The sequence below is a fragment of the Peribacillus sp. NPDC046944 genome (genome assembly GCF_050272735.1).
Classification (GTDB): domain Bacteria; phylum Bacillota; class Bacilli; order Bacillales; family DSM-1321; genus Peribacillus.
Genome location: NZ_JBNNML010000007.1, coordinates 147,079 through 169,255, shown reverse-complemented (window position 1 = coordinate 169,255; position 22,177 = coordinate 147,079). Strand labels below are relative to the sequence as shown.

Here is a 22,177-nt window from a genome sequence, read left to right as displayed (position 1 = left end):
ACAAATAAACTTTTTATGGATTATGTGGAATAAATTAAGGGGTTAATTTCATTAATTCCTTCAGTGGTGATCCTTTTTAAGAATAACGAAGGACGTGTAGACACAATGTTTAAAATAGGTGATATGCTGACGCTAGAGCAAAAATACTCTTCCCAAAAGGAAAAGTTTAAATGTATGGTCGTAGAAATGGAATCTGGTTGCGTTTACGTAGACTACCCCATAAATATCGAGACGGGAAAAGTTGTATTTCTAGTGGATGGAACTCAACTGAACATTTCCTTTACGGATGAGGAACAAGCCGTTTATATTTTTGATTCCGAGGTATTGGGCAAAGTGAAAGGGCAAATCCCGATGATTCAACTAATGGTACCCGAAGTAGAGACGTTTGTGAAAATTCAGAGGAGACAGTATGTCCGTCTTGATGTAACGGTGGATATCGCATTGCATCCCATACAGTATGAGTTTTCCCCATTCCGATCCCTGACCGAGGACATCAGTGCGGGTGGGGCTTCAATCAGGGTTTTAAAAGGGGTGGATATCGGATCTGTCTCAGAACTATATCTATGGATGGCCCTTACATTAAAGTCAGGGGAAATTCAATACTTGCGGTTGAAAAGTAAAGTGATAAGGGTGACGGAGAAGGACCATGGCAATAGGTTACTTCATATTCAATTTATAGACCCTCCAAGAAATGAGGTTCAAACATTGATGAGGTTCATTTTTGAAAAGCAAGTGGACTTGAAGAAAAAAGGTCTGTATATGTAATTGAGGTGAATGAGAAGTCGGATTTCTTTCCATACTGATTGTATTACCTAGTTTGGAAGGGACAGTTCATGAAAACAATTGAAAGGCTTTTAATTAAAGTGATAATCATCCAACTAATCTGTTTGCTTTTTTTTCAACTTCTTCTAAGTAAGGAAGATCGCATCTTTGAGCTGACAAAGCTTTCAAAGTATGAAGGGGTCAATACAAATAACTATACTAAAATTATTGAAACCTTTAATGGGACATCAAAATAAAAGCGCGGGATTCCCGCCTTTTTCTAGATGAACACGCCTTTAGCAAGGAATCTCGGATAAATACCGATAAGGTGTTTTAAACAGACGTGATTTTCAATTGACACGCCCTTTTATTAATCTTTTTCTCGCTAATTGTGATAAAATGAAGGGGTAGTAAACTATCATCATGATCGTAGGATTCTTGGGAGGATTTATGACAAAAAAATTATCAGTTGCAATCGATGGACCAGCTGCTGCTGGAAAAAGTACGGTTGCAAAAATTGTTGCAGAAAAGTTCAATTACATATATGTAGATACAGGTGCGATGTACCGGTCATTAACTTATAAAGCGTTGAATCACGGGGTTGCCCTGAATGATGAGAACGCTTTATTCAATATGTTGATCGATACCGATATATCTTTAAGACCGAGTGAAGCGGGACAATTGGTGTTTGTGGATAATGAGGATGTTACCGCTCAAATTAGAAACAATGAAGTGACCGGGTCTGTCTCAGAAGTGGCAAAGCACAGAAGCATTCGGGAAGAAATGGTTAGAAGGCAGCAAATGTTTGGTGAAAATGGCGGAGTGGTCATGGACGGCAGAGATATAGGTACCCATGTACTGCCGAATGCCGAGGTTAAGGTATTCCTAATTGCCTCTGTGGATGAAAGGGCTCAGCGAAGACATCAGGAAAATCTACTAAAAGGATTCCCTTCTGATATTGAGATCTTAAAAGAAGAAATTGCAACTAGGGACAAGCTCGACTCCGAGAGAGAAGTTTCCCCTTTGAAAAAGGCAGAGGATGCTGTCGAGATTGACACGACTTCGCTATCCATCCAAGAAGTGGCAGAAAGTATCATGTCATTGATAGAAGAAAGGAAAAGATGACCTTGGATTTTTATACTTTTGGTAAAAACGTCGTAAAAGGCGTTTTAATGCCTGCTTATAGGGTTAAAACGTTAGGGAAGGAAAATATACCTAAAGAGGGAGGGGTGCTGATTTGTGCCAATCACATTGATAATTTGGACCCGCCCGTCGTCGGAATGACGTCTCCAAGGGATATTCACTTCATGGCGAAGGAAGAGTTGTTTCATGCACCTATATTAAAGGGTATATTACCTAGGGTAAACGCTTTTCCCGTAAAGCGGGGAAATAGCGATCGGGAATCACTTAGAAAAGGGCTGAAGCTTTTAAAAGAAGGCAAAGTACTTGGGCTATTTCCTGAAGGTACCAGAAGCAAAACGGGTGAATTGCAAGAAGGATTGGCAGGAGCCGGTTTTTTCGCATTGCGATCCGAAGCTGTGATAATTCCTTGTGCGATAATTGGACCATATAAATTATTGCGCCCTCTAAAGGTCGTTTACGGCCCACCAATTGACTTTACAGAATATCGGGAGAAAAGGATTTCAGCTGATGAAGCGACCAAGATCGTTATGGCGCATATCGGAAAATTGATTTCTGAACATAAATAATCCTTTCCGCTTGACAATTCACTGATTTTGTTAGAATTTATAAATTAGGGGTAATATTCCTTTAAAGGAATAAAAAAGGTAATTTGACCTTTTTACCCTAAAAAGAGGCTGGTTTATCTTTATAAAAAGTGGTTTTATCCAATCACTTTAAATAAAATATATGGCCGATGAATTTGCTGATCAGTCATGGGTTAAGGAGGAGTTAGTAATGACAGAAGATATGAATCAAGTAGAAGTGAACAATTACAATGTTGGGGATCAAGTTAAAGCAACCGTTTCAAAGGTAGAAGAAAAACAGGTCATTGTCGATGTGGAAAACAGCAAGTCCGGTGGGATCATTCCTATCAGCGAGTTGTCAAGCCTGCATGTCGAAAAAGCATCTGATGCCGTTTCAGAAGGAGACATCTTAGAGCTTGAAGTTATCAAAGTGGAAGAAGAAGCTCTTATTCTATCAAAACGTAAAATTGATGCTCTTAAAGCGTGGGATGACCTAGAAGAAAGATTTGAAAATGGAGTCGTATTTGAAGCAGAAATCAAAGATGTTGTCAAAGGCGGACTTGTTGTAGATCTAGGCGTACGTGGTTTTGTTCCAGCTTCTTTAGTAGAAGACTACTTTGTTGAGGACTTTTCTGATTACAAAAACCGAACTTTAACATTCAAGATTGTCGAACTTGAGAAGGATAAGAACCGTTTGATTCTTTCCCATCGGGCAGTTGTACAGGAGCAAAAGGAAAAGCAGAAAGCTAGTGTTCTTGATGGAATTGAAAGTGGCCAAGTGATTGAGGGAACTGTACAAAGAATAACCGATTTCGGAGCTTTTGTTGATATTGGTGGCGTAGACGGACTTGTTCATATTTCTCAACTGTCTCACCAACATGTCGATAAAGCGTCAGATGTCGTGACTGAAGGCGATAAAGTACAGGTGAAAGTTCTTTCGATTGACCGTGATAACGAGAGAATTTCTTTATCCATAAAGGATACCCTTCCTGGTCCATGGGTGGATATCGCTGATAAAGCAGCAAAAGGATCGATACAAGAAGGTGTAGTTAAACGTCTTGTTTCCTTCGGTGCCTTTGTTGAAATCTTTCCCGGAGTGGAAGGATTGGTCCATATTTCACAGATATCTCACAAACATATAGCAACACCGCAGGAAGTCCTGCAAGAGGGTCAGTCGGTCAAAGTGAAGATTTTGGACGTCAATGAAGCGGATCAACGGTTATCATTAAGCATCAAAGAACTGGAAGATCCACAATCTAATTACTCGTCGGATTATGAAATTCCGGCTGAAACAAAAGGGTTCCAGCTTGGTGAAATGATTGGCGATCAATTAAAAAAACTAAAATAAGATAATAATTGGAGAGAGCCTTGGAGAGAGCACAACGAAAATTAGACCATATAAACATTGCATTGAAAACAGGCCAGCAACGTAAATCCGGGTTTGAAGATGTTTCGTTTGTTCACCAAAGCTTACCTGGGATTTCATTGGATAATGTGGATATTACGGCGGAAATTGGCGGACTTACATTAAGTTCGCCAATTTTCATAAATGCCATGACCGGCGGCGGTGGACTGGAAACTGAAAAAATCAATAGGGAACTGGCCATTGCTGCCAGGGAAACTGGAATGGCCATGGCAGTCGGTTCACAAATGGGAGCCATTAAAGATCCCAGTCAGGAAGCTTCATATAAAGTGGTAAGACAAGAGAATCCTAATGGAATCCTAATTGGAAATCTTGGTGGTGAAGCCACTGTTGAACAAGCAAAGCGAGCGAGCGATATGATTGAGGCTGATGCATTCCAGATTCATATCAATGCCATTCAAGAGTTGACCATGCCTGAAGGAGATAGGGATTTTGCAGGTATACTGTCTAGGATAGAAGAAATCAATAAAAATTTAGGAGTTCCACTCATAATAAAAGAAGTAGGGTTTGGCATGAGTAAGGAAACCGTAGAGCAATTGCATTCTGTTGGAGTTTCCATAATAGATGTGGGCGGTTTCGGTGGAACGAATTTTGCTAGGATTGAAAATGAAAGACGCTCCAAAATACTCGGATATTTTAATGAATGGGGTATTCCCACTGCTGCTTCCATAGTAGAAGCGGTAAATGTTTCACCCGCATTGTCAGTCGTGGGTTCAGGCGGTATTCAGAATCCTTTAGAGATTGCTAAAAGCTTAGCTTTAGGAGCAAGAGGAATAGGGATAGCTGGCCATTTCTTGAAGGTGCACAAAGAAAGCGGTTTAGAGCAGCTAATTAGGAAAATAAATTACATACATGACGATTTTAAGATTATTATGACGGCACTTGGTGCTATTAATATTTCCGAGCTTAGAAAGGCAAAGGTCGTGATCTCCGGTGATACCTATCACTGGTTGACTCAAAGAGGGATAGACTGCACTTCCTATGCAAAATGACAATAAAAGAAGCACCATCTATTGTTATCATGACAATAGAGGTGCTCTTTTTTTAGTGGTCAATGGTTTCTATTTCTTGCATCTTCAGGACTTTCCAGCTTGGTTGCCCCTTTTTTATCGAGGGACTGGTCCCGATCCGATTCCAAACGTTTGCTTTCCCTTAATTTCTTTTCTTGGCGGTCTTTGCCCACGAGATTACACCTCCTTTATTGTCAGGCATGCATTTAGTAACTTATCAAAAAAATCGCCATGTTTATTCTTACCATAAATAACCCATAATGTTTCTTAAAAAGGGGAGAAGCTATTATGGATGGAATATTTTTTTATTGGGTTTCATGGATAGTGTGGGTATGTGTCATGTTTTTTATTCCTAAAACCGTTGCCTATCGATTCGATTTCCTTTTCCATCTGTTAGCTATCATGGTCCTTGTGGGATATACCCTTGAGGTATCCTCCTTTACTATGCATATTAGTGGGCTATATCTTTTTCTTATTCTGTGTGTATACATAAGAAAGCGATCTCCCTTGAAAACAATAGAGCTTGTTATAGGAAGTTTGATTGTCACTCTGGCCTATGCAAGTTTTCAGTTGTTCTCTTTACTAGATCCCATTTGGCTATTTATCAAGGCGCCCTATCTTCTTTGCATTTTCCTGAATTATTTGATTCTCTTACTGTTTAAAGACTGGAAATCGCGCATGTCGGTACTGTTGTTAGGAATGACGCTGGGCGATCTTGTGTATTCAGGCCTCCTTCATTTCCATTCGATGACTTACGTGGCGCTATCTTATGCATGGCATGATAATGTAGTCATGGTATTGACGGCCAATGCTCTTTGGCGATTGCTCGAGGTCTTATGTGGATATATTTTTGCATCATCACAAGCAAGGGTATTGTCGGAGGAAAGGAAGGAGAACTTTACCCAATAGATAGGATAAAAATTTGTTTAATATAATACTTTTCATAAGGAGTTTTTGCGGGGAATATTGTAGGAGAATGGGCTTTTATGCATACAATCATTGTTGATTAGTGAGAAATTTGGTACTATAGGATAGTTAGAGGTCTGTAGATAAATCGTAAAGTGCTCTAATTATATTAAATGGAAGCTGTTGCCGAAGGTGTTTTTTGGCTGTCTTCATTTTTTCTTGGCTGTTTTTAATCATGTTTAGCAAGCAGCGGATTTGCCATATGTTCTCTTAGGAACAAGGGGATAGGCGGACTCATGCCTGTATATACTTGATACGTTTAACTTGCCAACAGTATAGGTATTTTCTTGTACTGATGGAAGTTTCCTTTATATGATGATCCATACAGCCTTTTCCTTAAAAAGGAATTAATGAAAATCACAGTGCAGATGAAATATTAAAAGAATGCATTCATGAATTTCGTGACTTTGACAGAGATATAGTAGCAGAAAGGGTGAATAGCAATGCCAAAACCGGTAATTGCGATAGTTGGTCGGCCAAACGTTGGTAAATCAACAATCTTTAATAGAATAGTGGGAGAACGTGTTTCAATCGTTGAGGACGTTCCAGGAGTAACAAGAGACAGGATTTATAGTTCAGGTGAATGGTTAACTCATGACTTTAATATCATTGATACAGGTGGAATCGACATCGGTGATGAGCCATTCCTGGAACAAATTCGTTCGCAGGCTGAAATCGCCATTGATGAAGCAGATGTTATCATCTTCATGACGAATGGACGTGAAGGTGTAACTCCAGCAGATGAAGAGGTTGCTAAAATCCTCTATAGATCGAAAAAGCCAGTCGTTCTTGCTGTCAATAAAGTGGACAACCCAGAAATGAGAGATCAAATTTATGATTTCTATGCTCTAGGTTTTGGCGAACCATTCCCAATTTCAGGTTCACATGGACTGGGGCTTGGTGATCTGTTGGATGAAGCCGCTAAACATTTCCCTAAATACGGTGGCCAGGATTATGCTGACGACGTAATCAAATTCAGTCTGATCGGACGCCCAAATGTCGGTAAATCATCCCTAGTGAATGCTTTATTGGGGGAAGAACGTGTTATCGTAAGTGATATCGAAGGTACGACACGTGATGCAATTGATTCACCGTACAAATTCAATGGCAAAGAGTATGTCATCATTGATACGGCAGGTATGAGGAAAAAAGGGAAAGTGTATGAAAGCACAGAGAAATATAGTGTTCTTCGTGCTTTAAGAGCAATTGAACGCTCTGATGTTGTTCTTGTCGTTCTGAATGCGGAGGAAGGCATCCGCGAACAGGACAAGAAAATTGCTGGATATGCTGATGAAGCGGGTAGAGCGGTTATCATCGTGGTCAATAAATGGGATGCCATCGAGAAAGACGAAAAGACGATGAAGGAATTTGAAGAAAAAATCCGGGATAATTTCCAATTCCTTGATTACGCTCCGATTATTTATCTATCTGCCCTAACTAAGAAACGCACGCATACATTGTTGCCGGTCATTGATCGAGCTAGCGAAAACCATGCTATACGCGTTCAAACAAATATCCTGAATGAAGTGGTTATGGATGCAGTGGCCATGAATCCAACACCTACACATAATGGTAACCGTTTGAAAATTTACTATGCGACACAAGTGGCAATCAAGCCGCCTACTTTCGTTGTATTCGTTAATGATCCAGAGTTAATGCATTTCTCATATGAGAGATTTTTAGAAAATCGTATTCGGGATGCCTTTGGATTCGAAGGAACGCCGATACGGATTTTTGGACGCCAAAGAAAATAGAAAGGCGGTATGTACAATGGTGAATGAAAAAGAAAGCATCGCTGTTATTGGTGCCGGTAGCTGGGGAACCGCTCTAGCCATGGTGTTAGCCGATAACCAGCATGAAGTGAGATTATGGGGACATAACCCGAAGCAGATTGATGAAATAAATGTAGAGCATACCAATAATAAATATTTGCCAGGCATTGAGCTGCCATTGGGGATTAAGGGCTATTCCTCTATGGAACAGGCTTTAAGTGGCATTGAAATCGTTATTTTGGCTGTTCCGACTAAAGCCTATCGTGAAGTGCTTGGGCAAATTGAAGCGGTTCACGATATTCCGTTAACGATTGTACATGTGAGTAAAGGTATCGAGCCAGATTCTCTACTTCGCATTTCCGAGATGATTGAAGAAGTCTCTTCGCCGGAATGGCTCAAAGATATAGTGGTCCTTTCTGGGCCAAGCCATGCTGAAGAGGTAAGTAAGCGCCATCCAACAACGGTTGCCGTATCATCTAAAAATATGAAAGCCGCAGAAAAGGTTCAGGACCTTTTTATCAATCATTCTTTCCGTGTCTATACGAACCCGGATTTGGTTGGTGTTGAAATCGGAGGAGCCTTGAAGAACATCATAGCTTTGGCTGCCGGAATAACGGATGGTTTGGGTTATGGGGATAATGCAAAGGCTGCCTTGATTACGCGTGGACTGGCGGAAATTTCTCGACTAGGAGTTGCAATGGGTGCCAATCCCCTTACATTTTCAGGTTTAGCTGGCATCGGCGATTTGATTGTGACATGTACAAGCGTGCACTCTCGGAACTGGAGAGCCGGAAATTTGCTTGGTAAAGGGCAAAACCTAGAAGAAGTATTAGAGAATATGGGTATGGTCGTTGAAGGCGTCAGAACGACTAAAGCAGCCTATCAGCTAGCTCATAAGTATGATGTGAACATGCCAATCACTGAAGCCCTATATCGTGTGTTATTTAATGGGGAAGAAGTGAAGAAGGCTGTTGATCTCTTGATGAACCGTTCAAAAACCAATGAAATGGAAGAACTTTTTAACATATTGGATAATAGACAGGAAAAATAATTCCATGGACTGTAAATCTGTTAAAAGAATTTCATTAAAATGGGCATTTGAGGATGCGAGTTACAAGGTATCAGCATACAATGCAACGAAAGTAAACTAGTAATTTGACCTCGGCACGGGGGATTTAGTCAAATGGCAGAAGATATCTTATTATCTTCTGCTTTTTTTTATGGAGAAATATCCTTCATATGTTCAAGTTTTTCCCCTGTCAGCAGTAAATGTTAACCAAGGGAACTCATCATCACTCGAATCGTGACTCCACAAGAGGGTTTTGGAAGTGTGGAAGTGCCATTGTTTCTATTGGGCTATGAAACAATTCAAAACCATGTGTTGGCCTCTTTTCGGCTAAGTGAATGACTATAGCATCCTTTATGAAAAAAGTTGTTGCTGGGCTGTTATTTTGTCAAACTGGTTATTCTTTTCTTAACTTTTTAAACATTATTTTTAAACGAAAAAGCCAATTGAGCAATAATTTAAACAGTTTGGACAACGATTTAATACCTTTAACGTAATTTGGTATGTTATAATAATTTCTGGAAAAAGGAGTGAAGATGATATGACACCAGCTCTGCAAAAAATGTGGATATCCTTTATAGCGATGGGCTTTATGGTTATCTCTATCCTACTTATTTATGGAAGTCGTTATAAACTAAAAGGAATCTGGAAAGGCTTAACAGCAATTATTGCATACATACTTATGCTTCTAGCCGGCTTGATCATCCTTATCGTTGTTCTGAGCGGCCCAACCACTTAATAGGTGAGGAGATATGATGAGAAATTCTTTCAAAATATTATGTTTATTATGCATCTCTGGATTATTGACAGGCTGTTTGTATCCTCAGAAGCAAAAAGTTCAAAATCAATTACCATATAAAGAACAAATTCAATCCGTTCAAAGCGCTGTTGATCAATTTAAGGAAGACGAAGGCGGGATTCTTCCCATTGTGACGAAAGAAGCGGACACTCCGATTTATCAAAAGTATGTAATCAAGTTCACGAAAATCTCACCAAGGTATATGGCGGAACCGCCTGATAATGCTTATGAATCGGGAGGGGTTTTTCAATATGTCTTAGTGAACGTAGAGAACGATCCGACGGTGAAACTTTTGGATGTCCGGATGGCCCAGAAAATTCAAGATATTTCTTTACGGTTGCAGGCATATCAGCAAAGTAACGGGTATCCCCCTTATAAAGAGAGGATATCGGAAAATGTCTTTACGCTTGATTATAAAAAGATGGGTCTAAAAGAAGCACCAACTGTTACGAGCCCCTACTCACAAAAGGACCTTTATTTAGTGGTGGATGGGGATGGAAATCTTTATGTTGATTACACACCGGATTTATATGATGTACTGCAGCAGCATGATGGAAAAATCAAGACGGGAGAAGATATTCGGGAACTTCTTGTGGATAGTTCGGAATTCGTTCCAGCTTATTCACTGCCATATACCATCGATGAAAAAAGTAAAAGCCCAATATTTCTCACAAAATAGTCATAACCCTTCTTCTACAAAATATATTGTAGGGGAAGGGTTATTTCTTTATCTTCATTATTATCTTACTTTTAAAATAAAACCCTTATATAAAATCTGTTGGTGGAGGAGTATGGGTACGGGAATAATCGGAATAAATTTTTCGGACAACATCATAGACATATAGTGTCCTAAACATGAGTAAATGGATAATCGTGATCCCAAAACGCTAATTCGGGAGGGGATACCTTGGAAAAGGTAGATATTTTTAAAGATATTGCTGAAAGAACCGGTGGAGACATATATTTAGGTGTAGTTGGAGCTGTCAGGACAGGGAAATCCACATTTATAAAAAAATTTATGGAGCTTGTTGTCATTCCGAATATACCGTCAGAAGCAGACCGAGCAAGAGCTCAAGATGAACTGCCGCAAAGTGCAGCGGGAAGAACAATCATGACGACTGAACCTAAGTTCGTGCCTAACCAGGCAGCCTCCATTCAGGTAGCGGAAGGTCTAGAAGTGAATATTCGATTAGTCGATTGTGTAGGGTATACAATACCTGGGGCCAAAGGGTATGAAGATGAAAATGGGCCCCGTATGATTCATACTCCATGGTACGAAGAACCGATCCCTTTCAATGAAGCAGCAGAAATTGGTACACGGAAGGTAATCCAAGATCACTCGACTTTAGGGATTGTGGTTACAACAGACGGGACAATTGGTGAAATTCCCCGCAGTGATTATTTAGAGGCCGAGGAAAGGGTCATCGAAGAATTGAAAGAGGTTGGAAAGCCGTTTATTATAGTCATTAATTCCGTGCAACCCCATCATCCAAATACGGTGGCACTGAGGGATTCTTTACAGGAAAAGTACGATATCCCTGTATTGGCGATGAGTGTGGAAGGGATGCGCGAATCGGATGTATACAGTGTGCTTCGTGAAGCTCTCTATGAGTTTCCGGTTCTTGAAGTCAACGTCAACCTTCCGAGTTGGGTAATGGTCCTCCGAGAAGACCATTGGTTAAGGGAAAGCTATCAGGAAGCGGTCAAAGAGACTGTAAAAGACATCAAACGTCTAAGGGATGTTGACCGGGTAGTCGGGCATTTCAATGAGTTTGAATTTATTGACCATGCTGCACTCGCGGGGATAGAAATGGGGCAGGGTGTGGCTGAAATCGACTTATATGCCCCAGATGAACTCTACGACGATATCCTGAAGGAAATTGTCGGTGTCGAGATACGTGGCAAGGATCACCTCCTATCCCTTATGCAGGACTTTGCATATGCCAAGGCCGAATACGATCAAGTAGCAGATGCTTTAAGGATGGTTAAGCAAACCGGGTATGGTGTAGCGGCTCCATCTTTGAACGATATGAGCTTGGATGAGCCGGAAATCATTCGTCAGGGAGCCAGGTTCGGGGTCAGGTTAAAGGCGGTTGCCCCATCTATTCATATGATAAAGGTAGATGTCGAATCAGAGTTTTCACCGATCATTGGTACGGAGAAGCAAAGTGAAGAATTAGTCAGGTATTTAATGCAGGATTTCGAAGATAATCCACTCTCCATTTGGAATTCCGATATCTTTGGCCGAAGCCTAAGCTCATATGTTAGAGAAGGAATTCAGGTGAAACTAGCCATGATGCCAGATAATGCTCGGTATAAGTTGAAGGAGACGCTTGAAAGAATCATCAATGAAGGTAGTGGTGGTTTAATAGCGATCATTTTATAAGGAACCATATTATTAAATGGGACCAATTCCGTTCGTCGGATTGGTCTTTTTATTGTTAGGATTACATCAGTCCTTATAAGGGTAAAAAGAATCTGATCGATACGATTTTTTAGTAAGTTTTTAATGGAATCTCTAAAAACCCTAGTGTTATGCGATTTTCAGTGGGATTAGGAGTTTACTTTCTATAAAAAAGGGAAATGATGATTAGTGGGAGACAAAATTTATAAATTATACAATTTTTTATGAAAAGATTCCCATTATTTTTTGAATTCCCTTGCTAAGCGAATAGGATTTGTGATAATCTACATACAGAAAACGCGTTATAACAGCGGTTTCAACCTATTTTTAACTTAGCTGATGTGTCCTTTTGAAAAATTATTCAAGATAGGTTACACATGGTTAGCAGTAGGAAAAGTTCCCATTGAATTAAATATCAAATCACTATTATCGTGTTGTAATAATGATTTTTTATAAAGATCCTTTTGGGAGGAGGTGAATGGCATGAACAAAACAGAATTAATTAATGAAGTTGTTACAGCAACTGAAATTTCTAAGAAAGACGCTACAAAAGCTGTTGATGCTGTTTTTGATACAATCTTAGAAGCTCTAAAATCTGGAGATAAAGTACAATTGATCGGTTTTGGTAACTTTGAAGTTCGTGAACGTGCGGCTCGTAAAGGTCGTAACCCACAAACTGGTGACGAAATCGAAATTGCAGCTAGTAAAGTGCCAGCTTTCAAACCTGGTAAAGCACTGAAAGATGCAGTGAAGTAATTTTACCATTACATACGGGTGCTTAACCGACAAAAAGGGCCGCGTGCATACGCGGTCTTTTTTTGCTTCTTAATTTCTATCTATGCTATTATAAAAGGCAGTGAATACTGAAGAAAAGATAATATAATAATAAGTATCAATGAATGCAATGAATGGTACATGAATTATTTATTGATCTTTATACTGGGTTAAAAAGCTTTTTGGTGAAAGAACATTAAATGCCAGGCGTTTTGTCTTGTGTTTTTTTCTAATACATATTAGTTCAATTTAAATAGGGGGTAAGGGAATGGCAAATGTCGACCATGCAAAAATAGAAGAAGCGGTGAAGATGCTTCTTGAGGCAGTTGGGGAAGATCCTGGGAGAGAAGGGTTACTAGATACTCCAGCGCGCGTGGCTAGAATGTATGAAGAAATATTTTCAGGGCTGAATCAGGATCCAAAAGAATATTTCGATACGGTTTTTGGTGAAGATCATGAAGAGCTCGTTCTTGTGAAGGATATTCCTTTTTACTCGGTTTGTGAGCATCATTTAGTGCCTTTTTACGGGAAAGCCCATGTCGCTTACATCCCTAAAAACGGAAAAGTGACAGGCTTGAGTAAGTTAGCCAGAGCTGTCGAGGCGGTTTCAAAACGACCACAATTGCAAGAACGCATAACATCGACCGTCGCAAATGCGATTATGGAGAAGCTGGAGCCACATGGTGTGATGGTTGTAGTAGAGGCTGAACATATGTGTATGACCATGCGGGGCGTGAAAAAACCAGGGTCTAAAACAGTGACCTCAGCGGTTAGAGGGTCTTTTGCAAAGGACCATCGTACTCGGGCCGAAGTATTGGCATTCATTAAAGACTAAGGATATAGGGGGAGAATAGAAATGGACGAAAAATTCTCAAGTGATTTTGTAGTCATTAAAGCCATTGAAGATAGCGTAAACGTGATTGGGTTGACAAGAGGGACCGATACCAAGTTTCATCATTCTGAGAAGCTTGACTCAGGGGAAGTGATGATAGCTCAATTCACGGAGCATACATCGGCCATAAAAATAAGAGGACATGCAAAGATTTACACTCCCTACGGTGAAATGGAAAGTGAGTCAAAAAAGAATTCAACCGTTAAGTAAATGATTCTCACCTAAAAGGTTATTCCTCACCTATTTCACACATTTATTTAAGAAAACTTCTGCATCCAGTTGGTTAGAAAGAATAAAAGATACTCCTTCCCATTCAGGGATGTATCATTTTATAAACGTTGTTCATTTCAACTGATTGTTTTTATGGTATAATAATGTGTATTTTACACAGATAAGAAACGAATATGTATGAAAAAATTATCTTTCGGGGATGCAAAGGTGATCTCAATTGTTAAACATAACGAATGACTTAAGACAATTAAAACAAACGATAGAAACAAAGGCTCAACATCCTTATTTACTTAAATATATCCAAAAGCCATTAGTTGATGAAAATAAATTAATATTACTTTGGGGCTTGTTTAATGATCTGGACGTTTTAAACGAAGAGCGGAATCAATACATTGAATCGACCATGCTCGTTCAAATTGCTCTTGATACCCATGAAATCGTCTCTAATTCATTCGATGGGCCGGAAACGCCTCAGGTTTTGAAAAATCGGCAATTACAAGTCCTTGCAGGTGATTACTACAGCGGCCTGTATTATCAGGGGCTAGCGAGTATCGGAAACATTGAGATGATCCGCGTACTTTCAAGTGCGATAAAGAAAATCAACGATAATAAAATTATTCTTTATCAAAAATGCATAAGCGATCTTCCTACACTTCTAAATACTCTAAAGGCAATCGAATCCTCGCTTGTTTATAAAATGGCCGAATATTATAAACGACCTGATTGGATGGAGATTTCGGAAGACCTGCTTCTTTTAAATCGACTGCAGACTGAAAAGACAAACTATTTGCTTACTGGCCAATCGATTGTCTTTGATAACATGAGAAATATCATCGATGAAGGTAAGCGTAATGACGTCCATTCATCAGAAAAAGAAGAACGAGTAAAGATTGAAATAGATAGATGTCTAAGAGATGTAAGTAAAGCTGTAGAACTTTCCTCTCGGAATGTAACAAAAAAAAATGAAGAAATCTTACAAAGAGTGAGCGAGATACTTAAGCAAACAAAGAATCAAGCGAATTCATGTGTGAAAGAAGGTTGAGCCATGGAACAGTCTAAAGAGCAAAAAGTTCATCATGTTTTTGAAAAGATATACGGAAATTATGACAAGATGAATTCCCTCATCAGCTTTAAGCAGCATCTAAAATGGCGAAAGGCGACCATGGATATCATGAAAGTCCCAAAGGGCGCCCATGCACTCGATGTATGCTGTGGAACGGCGGATTGGACCATTGCGCTCGCTAATGAAGTCGGACCGGAAGGAAAAGTAATAGGGTTGGATTTCAGTAAGAACATGCTGAAAATTGGCGAACAAAAAGTCAAAGATCTTAAATTGGATCATGTTTCTCTTATGCATGGTAATGCAATGGAACTCCCTTTTGATGATAATAGCTTTGATTACGTAACGATTGGCTTTGGCCTTCGGAATGTGCCAGATTACATGCAAGTCCTTAAAGAATTAAACCGAGTGGTAAAGCCTGGGGGAATGGTCGTTTGTCTCGATACTTCGCAGCCAACGATGCTAGGTTTTAAACAGGGCTATTATTTTTATTTTCGTTTTATCATGCCGGTTTTCGGCAAGTTGTTCGCTAAAAGCTATAATGAATATTCTTGGCTTCAGGAATCTGCACGCGATTTCCCGGGTATGAAAAAACTTGAAAGTATGTTTAAGCAGGCAGGCATGGAAAAAGTGAGTTATAAAGCGCATTTTGGTGGCGTTGCTGCAACACATTTCGGATATAAGCCTTTAAATAAAGCATAAAAGCAATGGACAAAGCTGGGTGGAATTTATGAAATATAGAATGATGTATTCCTTCTTGAATACAGATTTGCAATTAATTGAAAAAGAATTAGAAGCGGCAATTATAGCGGATTCCACGGTTTTGCGGGAAGCTTCACTACATTTACTGCAATCAGGTGGAAAACGTATTCGCCCGGTATTCGTCCTTTTAGGGGCGAAGTTTGGCGATTATGATATCCATGTAGTCAAGCATGTTGCAGCGACATTGGAACTGATACACACGGCTTCACTCGTACATGATGATGTTGTAGATGATGCGGATTTACGCAGAGGGTCTGCCACTATTAAATCGAAATGGGACAATCGTGTTGCCATGTATACCGGCGACTTCATTTTTGCAAGAGCACTGGAAATGATGGCAGTGATTGAGACCCCGCTTGCACATAAGATTCTCGCGGATACCATGGTCGAATTGTGCCTCGGGGAAATAGAGCAAATTAAGGATAAATACAATTTCAATCAAAACTGGCGAATTTATCTTCGAAGGATAAAGAGAAAAACAGCGTTACTCATAGCTTCAAGCTGCCAGCTCGGGGCGATTGCTGCCGGTGTTGATGAAAAAATCCATCAAAAGTTATTTAGATTTGGTTATTATGTTGGCATGTCTTATCAAATAACAGATGATATCCTGGACTTCACTGCATCTGAAGAAGAATTGGGTAAGCCGGCAGGCAGTGATTTGATACAGGGAAACATCACCTTACCCGTTTTGATTGCAATGGAAGACCCAATGCTTAAAAAGCTAATCGAAACGGTTAGGGAAGATATGTCCAAAGAAGATTTATCGAAAATCATTACAGCTATCAAGTCTTCAGGTGCCATTGAACAAGCGGCTAAGATAAGTGACCTTTATTTAGAAAAGGCTTTCTCGGAATTGAAAGGACTTCCCGCCATAAAGGCGAGGAAGACATTATCTGACATAGCAAAAAACATCGGAAAAAGGAAGTTTTAAAGCTTGCAGTTGCGCAACTGGACAAACCATGGTAGTATTCTAAAAGGATTGCCTTATAAAGGCAAATAACTATGATACATATTAGGAGTGACAATTATGGAAAAAACATTTTTAATGGTAAAGCCTGACGGCGTTCAACGTAATTTAATCGGTGAAATCGTTTCTCGTTTCGAAAAGAAAGGCTTCCTATTAGCTGGAGCAAAATTAATGGTTATCTCTCAGGAATTAGCTGAGCAACATTACGGAGAGCACAAAGAACGTCCTTTCTTCGGTGAATTAGTGGACTTCATCACTTCAGGCCCTGTTTTCGCAATGGTTTGGGAAGGTGAAAACGTAATTGCAACTGCTCGTCAAATGATGGGTGCTACTAATCCTAAAGATGCTGCAGCAGCTACAATTCGTGGCGACTTCGCAGTTACTGTAGGCAAAAACATCATTCACGGATCAGACTCAGCTGAAAGCGCTGCACGTGAAATTGGTTTATTCTTCAAAGAAGAAGAACTAGTTGAGTATTCTAAAATCGCTAACGAATGGGTTTACTAATTAGGTAGGTAAGAATATAAAAGCGGGTTCTGTCGAATGATTCGACAGACCCGCTTTTTTTGTATCTTTGCAGTTATTGAAATTAAAGGCGTAAAGCGGCATTATTATTTAAAGAATCCCAAGCCCACTCCGATATAAAGAGAAGAACGACATAAATCAATAAGTTCGGGGGAGTCACAGCAATGCCTCAAGAATATGAAGAGTTTATTCGCAATATTAAAGTGTTGACAGGCATTGATTTGTCATTGTACAAGGAAGGGCAAATGAAACGTCGTCTCACCTCTCTGTATGAGAAAAGAGGGTATCGATCATTCCGGGAATATTTTAAAGACATTCAGTCCAATTCTAAAGTATTAAATGAGTTTTTAGACAGAATGACGATTAATGTTTCGGAATTTTATCGGAATGCGAAGAGATGGGAAGTTTTAGAGAAAAGAGTCCTGCCTTCCCTCTTAGCCAGCAAAAAAAAATTAAAAATATGGAGTGCTGCCTGTTCAACCGGTGAAGAGCCATATACAATTGCGATGATTTTATCGAATCTTGTTCCATTAAGCCAAATTGAAATATTGGCAACGGATTTAGATGAAAACGTAATTGCCCGGGCGAAAATAGGGGTGTATCCTGAGCGTTCTTTGAATGAAGTGCCAGATGATATAAAGAACAAGCACTTTAAAAAAGAAGATGATTTTTATCGTGTTGAAGATGAAATTAAGCGAACAGTCACCTTTAAGAAACATAATCTACTTGCAGATCGATTTGAACAGGGTTTTGACTTAGTCGTCTGTCGAAATGTCTTGATTTATTTTACTGAAGACGCAAAATGTCTTTTATATGATAAATTCAGTGCATCTTTGAAAAGTGGTGGTGTTTTTTTTGTGGGGAGTACAGAACAGATTTTTAATCCGGGAAAATATGAATTTGAAACCATAGACACATTCTTTTATAAGAAAAAGTAAATAGATTTACAGTATAGAGGGCTGAATGGAACATTCAGTTCTCTTTTCTATGCACGTTATTGGACTAAAGGGCCATTTTTGGTAAGCTGAGAGAGAAGATGGGGGTGAAATGTTAGCTTGGGAAAGATTAAACTATATCGAAATTGTTTGAGAACATGTAAAATAATAAAAGAAAAGTGTTGAAATATAAAGAAATATTGATTTTGCTTTAACTGTATTCCCACTTTTCATAAAATTGTGTTATATTGATACATAAATCCTTTAAAGTGCTAAAAGGGGGCAGGAAAATGAGATATTTAACAGCGGGAGAATCACATGGTCCGCAGCTAACTACTATTATTGAAGGTTTACCAGCGGGTATGCCAATTACAAATGAGGATATTAACAAAGATTTGGGTCGCCGGCAAAAAGGGCATGGCCGAGGAAGAAGAATGCAGATTGAAAAGGATCAAGCCTTCATATCTTCTGGAATCAGACATGGTTACACGTTGGGATCACCGATCGCATTGGTAGTCGAGAATGACGATTGGAAGCATTGGACCAAGATCATGGGAAGTGAAGGTCTATCAGAGGAAGAAGCTGAAGAGATCAAACGCAAAATTACGCGTCCACGTCCAGGTCATGCAGACTTGAATGGTGGCATTAAATACGGTCATCGTGATTTACGGAACGTTTTGGAGCGCTCATCGGCCCGCGAAACGACCGTGCGTGTGGCAGCAGGTGCAGTAGCTAAAAAATTACTGGCTTTGTTAGGAATTGAAGTGGCATCACATGTACTTGAAATCGGTGGTATAAAGGCTGATCCTCCTCAATATGAGTCGATTCAGCAGTTACAGCATGTGACGGAAGAATCTTCAGTCAGATGTTTTGATAAGAATGTCGAGCAACAAATGAAGGATGCCATTGATGATGCTAAACAAAAGGGAGATTCAATCGGCGGCGTTGTGGAAGTCATTGTTGAAGGAATGCCAGTGGGCGTTGGAAGCTATGTTCATTATGACCGTAAACTCGATGCTAAGCTTGCAGCGGCAATTATGAGCATTAACGCTTTTAAAGGTGTCGAGATAGGTATAGGATTCGAAGCGGCTCATCGATTCGGTAGTGATGTTCATGATGAGATAGCTTGGGACAAGGATAAGGGCTACTATCGGAAAACGAATCGCCTGGGTGGTTTTGAAGGCGGGATGACGACTGGTATGCCGATTGTTGTACGTGGTGTCATGAAGCCAATTCCGACATTATATAAACCGTTGAAAAGCGTTGATATCGATACTAAGGAAGTATTTGAAGCAAGTGTGGAGCGCTCTGATAGCTGTGCTGTGCCAGCTGCAGCCGTGGTTGCCGAGGCAGTAGTGGCCTGGGAACTTGCGACGGCAATCGTGGAACAATTTCCTTCAGACCGCTTTGATCGATTGGAAGAATACATAAATTCTTATCGGGAAGAAGTAAAGGAGTTTTAACGATGGAATCCATACAAATTAAAACGGCTTCCAAGCAATACCCGGTTGTAATAGGCAAGAATGCGATTCATGAATTATCCGATTTCATTTCCAATGAATATAGTCATGTAAGCAAGATTTTAATCATTACGGATGAAGAAGTAGCAGAATTGCATTTACAAACAGTCAAAAGCGCTTTAATTAAGACGGGAAAACCGGTGTTGCACCATGTTGTTCCGGAAGGGGAGCATGCTAAGACATTTGACGTATTTTACGAGTGCCAAAGCTACGCCTTATCCCAACGACTTAATCGGAAGTCAATGATTATTGCTCTTGGCGGTGGTGCAGTCGGCGACCTAGCTGGATTTGTTGCGGCCACTTTTATGAGGGGAATCCCGTTTATCCAGATCCCGACGACTTTACTTGCGCATGATAGTGCTGTTGGTGGCAAGGTTGCCATCAACCATCCACTAGGAAAAAATATGGTTGGTGCCTTTCACCAGCCTGAAGCGGTCTTTTATGACCTTGAATTTTTACATACGCTTCCATTACAAGAGTTACGTTCGGGTTTTGCCGAAGTAATTAAGCATTCCTTGATTGCTGATGAAGACTTTTACCGATGGTTAAGGTTGAATATTGTGGATCTCACCAATGTAACGGATGAACAATTTCTAATCATGATTACAAAAGGGATAAGCATAAAAGCATCCATCGTAGAAAAGGACGAAAAAGAAACGGGTATCCGTGCCTATTTAAATTTTGGTCATACACTTGGTCATGCTATTGAAGGCTCTATGGGATATGGTAACTTTACTCATGGCGAATCCATTTTAATAGGAATGGTCTACGCCCTGAAATTAAGTCAGAAGAAACAGGATCTGGATTTTAACCTTAACGAGTTCATACAATGGGTTTCCTCTTTAGGTTATCAAACAACTATACCTCAGCAGCTTGAAAAAGAAGTATTGCTCCATTTGATGAAAACTGATAAAAAGTCCGTCCATGGCGGTGCCACATTTGTCTTGCTAAAACAATTGGGTTCTCCTGTGTTAATGGATCTGGAAGATTCGCTACTGTTAGAAGAAATGACTGATTTAATGTGATTGAAGAATGGGGGAATCGTGTGTGATTAGAGGAATAAGGGGCGCAACAACCGTAGAAAATGACACAGAATCAGAAGTGATTTCTGCTGTTGAACTACTGTTGGAAGAAATTATTCGAAAAAACGATATTGAACCTGAAATGGTTGCCTCCGTATTTTTTTCTGCAACGGATGATATACGCTCCGTCTTCCCTGCCAAAGCCCTCAGGAAATTTGAAGGGTGGACATATGTACCGGTCACTTGTATGCAAGAAATTCCTGTGATAAATTCTTTGCCTTCCTGTATAAGAGTGATGCTTCATGTAGAGACGACGAAATCGCAGAGAGATATTGAGCATGTATATCAAGCGGGTGCCACTGTTTTGAGGCCGGATTTAACTAAAAAATTAGAATTCAAGAAAAAAGATATGGTATAATATTTGTACACTTTGTTGCTTTAAAGTAGTAAAAATAGGGGTGAATGATATGAAATGGAATGAAGCGGTCCTTTCCTTGAAATCTTATCAACCGGGAAAATCAACCGATGAAGTGAAGAAAATGTATGGTCTTGAAAAAATAGTGAAACTTGCTTCAAATGAAAATCCGTTTGGGTGTTCCGAAAAAGTTAAAGATAGCATAAAAAATGCAAGCCATTCTTTCGCTATTTACCCTGACGGATATGCAACCTCGCTTAGAGAGGCCGTTGCTATACATACAGGTGTTAAAGAGACACAACTTATTTTTGGGAATGGATCAGATGAGAATATTCAAATAATATCAAGGAGTTTGCTTGGAGCGGGAAAAAACACCGTTATGGCTACGGGGACTTTTTCACAGTATCGACATAATGCCACCCTTGAAGGGGCGGAAATTAGAGAAGTGCCGCACATTGACGGAGCTCATGACCTAGAAGGTATGCTTAATGCTATTGATGAAAACACATCTGTTGTTTGGATCTGTACACCTAATAATCCGACAGGGAAATACATTCCCGAACCTGATTTAATTGCATTCCTTGAAAAGGTTCCGGAAGATGTACTTGTTGTTTTAGATGAAGCCTATAGTGAATATGCAGTGGCTGAGGATTATCCGAGAACCAATCAATGGATCAATAAATATAAGAATCTGATCATACTTCGAACATTTTCAAAAATATACGGTCTTGCCAGCTTTAGAGTTGGATACGGATTGGCTGATGAAGACATTATCCAGAAGCTTGATCCATCGCGTGAACCATTCAATGTGAATACATTCGGACAAAAGATTGCCGTCGTGGCATTAGAGGACCAGGCCTTCATAGAAAAATGTAGGACGGAAAACCAAAAAGGTCTACAACAGTATTATGAGTTTTGTGAATCGGAAAATCTCTCATATTATCCATCTCAGGGTAATTTTATTTTCATTCATTTCAATCATGACGCTGATGCAGTATTTCAGTTTTTATTGGAGCGGGGATATATCGCAAGATCAGGTAAGTCATTCGGTTTCCCAAATAGCGTCCGTGTGACGATTGGGTCGACGGAGGAAAATGAAGGAATGATCCGTGCTATTAAATCATTCTTGACTGAAGTAAGTTTGCCTTCTAATTCAATACATTAAT

At 39.8% G+C, this 22,177-nt stretch carries 25 protein-coding genes; 24 read left to right on the top strand and 1 reads right to left on the bottom strand.

What is annotated here, in order from left to right:
* The first annotated feature begins 105 nt into the window (after window positions 1–105).
* The 6 genes from ACQKIC_RS14770 to fni all read left to right on the top strand — a co-directional run bounded on the left by ACQKIC_RS14770 (window position 106) and on the right by fni (window position 4,883).
* On the top strand, window positions 106–765 hold the full coding sequence (locus tag ACQKIC_RS14770; protein WP_427591737.1) for a flagellar brake protein: 660 nt from the start codon (window positions 106–108) through the stop codon (window positions 763–765).
* A 68-nt stretch (window positions 766–833) separates the two neighbouring features.
* Complete coding sequence (locus tag ACQKIC_RS14765) at window positions 834–1,019, top strand: YpfB family protein (protein WP_402869200.1); 186 nt, start codon at window positions 834–836, stop codon at window positions 1,017–1,019.
* A 193-nt stretch (window positions 1,020–1,212) separates the two neighbouring features.
* Window positions 1,213–1,887: a (d)CMP kinase gene (cmk, locus tag ACQKIC_RS14760; RefSeq protein ID WP_402869198.1), complete on the top strand. Its 675-nt coding sequence runs from the start codon at window positions 1,213–1,215 to the stop codon at window positions 1,885–1,887.
* Between the two features lie 2 nt (window positions 1,888–1,889).
* Window positions 1,890–2,471, top strand: coding sequence for a lysophospholipid acyltransferase family protein (locus tag ACQKIC_RS14755; protein WP_402869196.1), 582 nt, complete (start codon window positions 1,890–1,892; stop codon window positions 2,469–2,471).
* 208 nt (window positions 2,472–2,679) lie between these two features.
* Window positions 2,680–3,816: a 30S ribosomal protein S1 gene (gene rpsA, locus ACQKIC_RS14750; protein ID WP_402956678.1), complete on the top strand. Its 1,137-nt coding sequence runs from the start codon at window positions 2,680–2,682 to the stop codon at window positions 3,814–3,816.
* 20 nt (window positions 3,817–3,836) lie between these two features.
* Window positions 3,837–4,883: a type 2 isopentenyl-diphosphate Delta-isomerase gene (gene fni, locus ACQKIC_RS14745; RefSeq protein ID WP_427591738.1), complete on the top strand. Its 1,047-nt coding sequence runs from the start codon at window positions 3,837–3,839 to the stop codon at window positions 4,881–4,883.
* A 59-nt stretch (window positions 4,884–4,942) separates the two neighbouring features.
* On the opposite strand, the gene ACQKIC_RS14740 is transcribed toward fni, so the two are convergent.
* Window positions 4,943–5,074, bottom strand: coding sequence for a YpzI family protein (locus ACQKIC_RS14740; RefSeq protein ID WP_402869190.1), 132 nt, complete (start codon window positions 5,072–5,074; stop codon window positions 4,943–4,945).
* Between the two features lie 115 nt (window positions 5,075–5,189).
* On the opposite strand from ACQKIC_RS14740, the gene ACQKIC_RS14735 reads away from it, so the two are divergent.
* The 18 genes from ACQKIC_RS14735 (at window position 5,190) to hisC (ending at window position 22,176) form a co-directional block, all read left to right on the top strand.
* Window positions 5,190–5,810, top strand: coding sequence for a YphA family membrane protein (locus ACQKIC_RS14735; RefSeq protein ID WP_427591739.1), 621 nt, complete (start codon window positions 5,190–5,192; stop codon window positions 5,808–5,810).
* 500 nt (window positions 5,811–6,310) lie between these two features.
* Window positions 6,311–7,621, top strand: coding sequence for a ribosome biogenesis GTPase Der (gene der / locus ACQKIC_RS14730; protein ID WP_402986090.1), 1,311 nt, complete (start codon window positions 6,311–6,313; stop codon window positions 7,619–7,621).
* A 16-nt stretch (window positions 7,622–7,637) separates the two neighbouring features.
* Window positions 7,638–8,690, top strand: a complete 1,053-nt coding sequence (locus ACQKIC_RS14725) for an NAD(P)H-dependent glycerol-3-phosphate dehydrogenase (RefSeq protein ID WP_402956684.1) — start codon at window positions 7,638–7,640, stop codon at window positions 8,688–8,690.
* Window positions 8,691–9,246: 556 nt separating this feature from the next.
* Window positions 9,247–9,444 (top strand): DUF2768 domain-containing protein, encoded by a 198-nt coding sequence (locus ACQKIC_RS14720; RefSeq protein WP_402869182.1) that lies wholly within the window; start codon window positions 9,247–9,249, stop codon window positions 9,442–9,444.
* 16 nt (window positions 9,445–9,460) lie between these two features.
* On the top strand, window positions 9,461–10,183 hold the full coding sequence (locus ACQKIC_RS14715; protein WP_402869181.1) for a hypothetical protein: 723 nt from the start codon (window positions 9,461–9,463) through the stop codon (window positions 10,181–10,183).
* Between the two features lie 228 nt (window positions 10,184–10,411).
* Window positions 10,412–11,890 carry a stage IV sporulation protein A gene (gene spoIVA / locus ACQKIC_RS14710; RefSeq protein ID WP_402869179.1) on the top strand — a complete coding sequence of 493 codons (1,479 nt, stop codon included), beginning with the start codon at window positions 10,412–10,414 and terminating at the stop codon, window positions 11,888–11,890.
* Between the two features lie 501 nt (window positions 11,891–12,391).
* Entirely contained in the window at window positions 12,392–12,664 is a 273-nt protein-coding gene (locus ACQKIC_RS14705) for an HU family DNA-binding protein (protein ID WP_318683240.1), read from the top strand.
* A 286-nt stretch (window positions 12,665–12,950) separates the two neighbouring features.
* Complete coding sequence (gene folE / locus ACQKIC_RS14700; protein WP_402869176.1) at window positions 12,951–13,517, top strand: GTP cyclohydrolase I FolE; 567 nt, start codon at window positions 12,951–12,953, stop codon at window positions 13,515–13,517.
* 21 nt (window positions 13,518–13,538) lie between these two features.
* On the top strand, window positions 13,539–13,784 hold the full coding sequence (gene mtrB / locus ACQKIC_RS14695) for a trp RNA-binding attenuation protein MtrB (protein ID WP_402986084.1): 246 nt from the start codon (window positions 13,539–13,541) through the stop codon (window positions 13,782–13,784).
* Window positions 13,785–14,022: 238 nt separating this feature from the next.
* Complete coding sequence (locus ACQKIC_RS14690) at window positions 14,023–14,847, top strand: heptaprenyl diphosphate synthase component 1 (protein WP_402986081.1); 825 nt, start codon at window positions 14,023–14,025, stop codon at window positions 14,845–14,847.
* Between the two features lie 3 nt (window positions 14,848–14,850).
* Window positions 14,851–15,567, top strand: coding sequence for a demethylmenaquinone methyltransferase (locus ACQKIC_RS14685; protein ID WP_402869172.1), 717 nt, complete (start codon window positions 14,851–14,853; stop codon window positions 15,565–15,567).
* A 28-nt stretch (window positions 15,568–15,595) separates the two neighbouring features.
* Window positions 15,596–16,558, top strand: a complete 963-nt coding sequence (gene hepT, locus ACQKIC_RS14680) for a heptaprenyl diphosphate synthase component II (RefSeq protein WP_402956690.1) — start codon at window positions 15,596–15,598, stop codon at window positions 16,556–16,558.
* A gap of 96 nt (window positions 16,559–16,654) precedes the next feature.
* Window positions 16,655–17,101 (top strand): nucleoside-diphosphate kinase, encoded by a 447-nt coding sequence (gene ndk, locus ACQKIC_RS14675; protein WP_402869169.1) that lies wholly within the window; start codon window positions 16,655–16,657, stop codon window positions 17,099–17,101.
* A gap of 182 nt (window positions 17,102–17,283) precedes the next feature.
* Window positions 17,284–18,057 carry a CheR family methyltransferase gene (locus tag ACQKIC_RS14670; protein ID WP_427591740.1) on the top strand — a complete coding sequence of 258 codons (774 nt, stop codon included), beginning with the start codon at window positions 17,284–17,286 and terminating at the stop codon, window positions 18,055–18,057.
* A 287-nt stretch (window positions 18,058–18,344) separates the two neighbouring features.
* Complete coding sequence (gene aroC, locus ACQKIC_RS14665) at window positions 18,345–19,517, top strand: chorismate synthase (RefSeq protein ID WP_402869166.1); 1,173 nt, start codon at window positions 18,345–18,347, stop codon at window positions 19,515–19,517.
* Between the two features lie 2 nt (window positions 19,518–19,519).
* The gene (aroB, locus tag ACQKIC_RS14660; RefSeq protein WP_427591741.1) at window positions 19,520–20,599 is read left to right on the top strand and encodes a 3-dehydroquinate synthase; all 1,080 of its coding nucleotides are present in this window, start codon (window positions 19,520–19,522) and stop codon (window positions 20,597–20,599) included.
* Window positions 20,600–20,621: 22 nt separating this feature from the next.
* The gene (gene aroH, locus ACQKIC_RS14655; protein WP_402869162.1) at window positions 20,622–21,014 is read left to right on the top strand and encodes a chorismate mutase; all 393 of its coding nucleotides are present in this window, start codon (window positions 20,622–20,624) and stop codon (window positions 21,012–21,014) included.
* Between the two features lie 49 nt (window positions 21,015–21,063).
* Window positions 21,064–22,176, top strand: coding sequence for a histidinol-phosphate transaminase (hisC, locus tag ACQKIC_RS14650; protein ID WP_427591742.1), 1,113 nt, complete (start codon window positions 21,064–21,066; stop codon window positions 22,174–22,176).
* Window position 22,177: the final 1 nt, after the last annotated feature.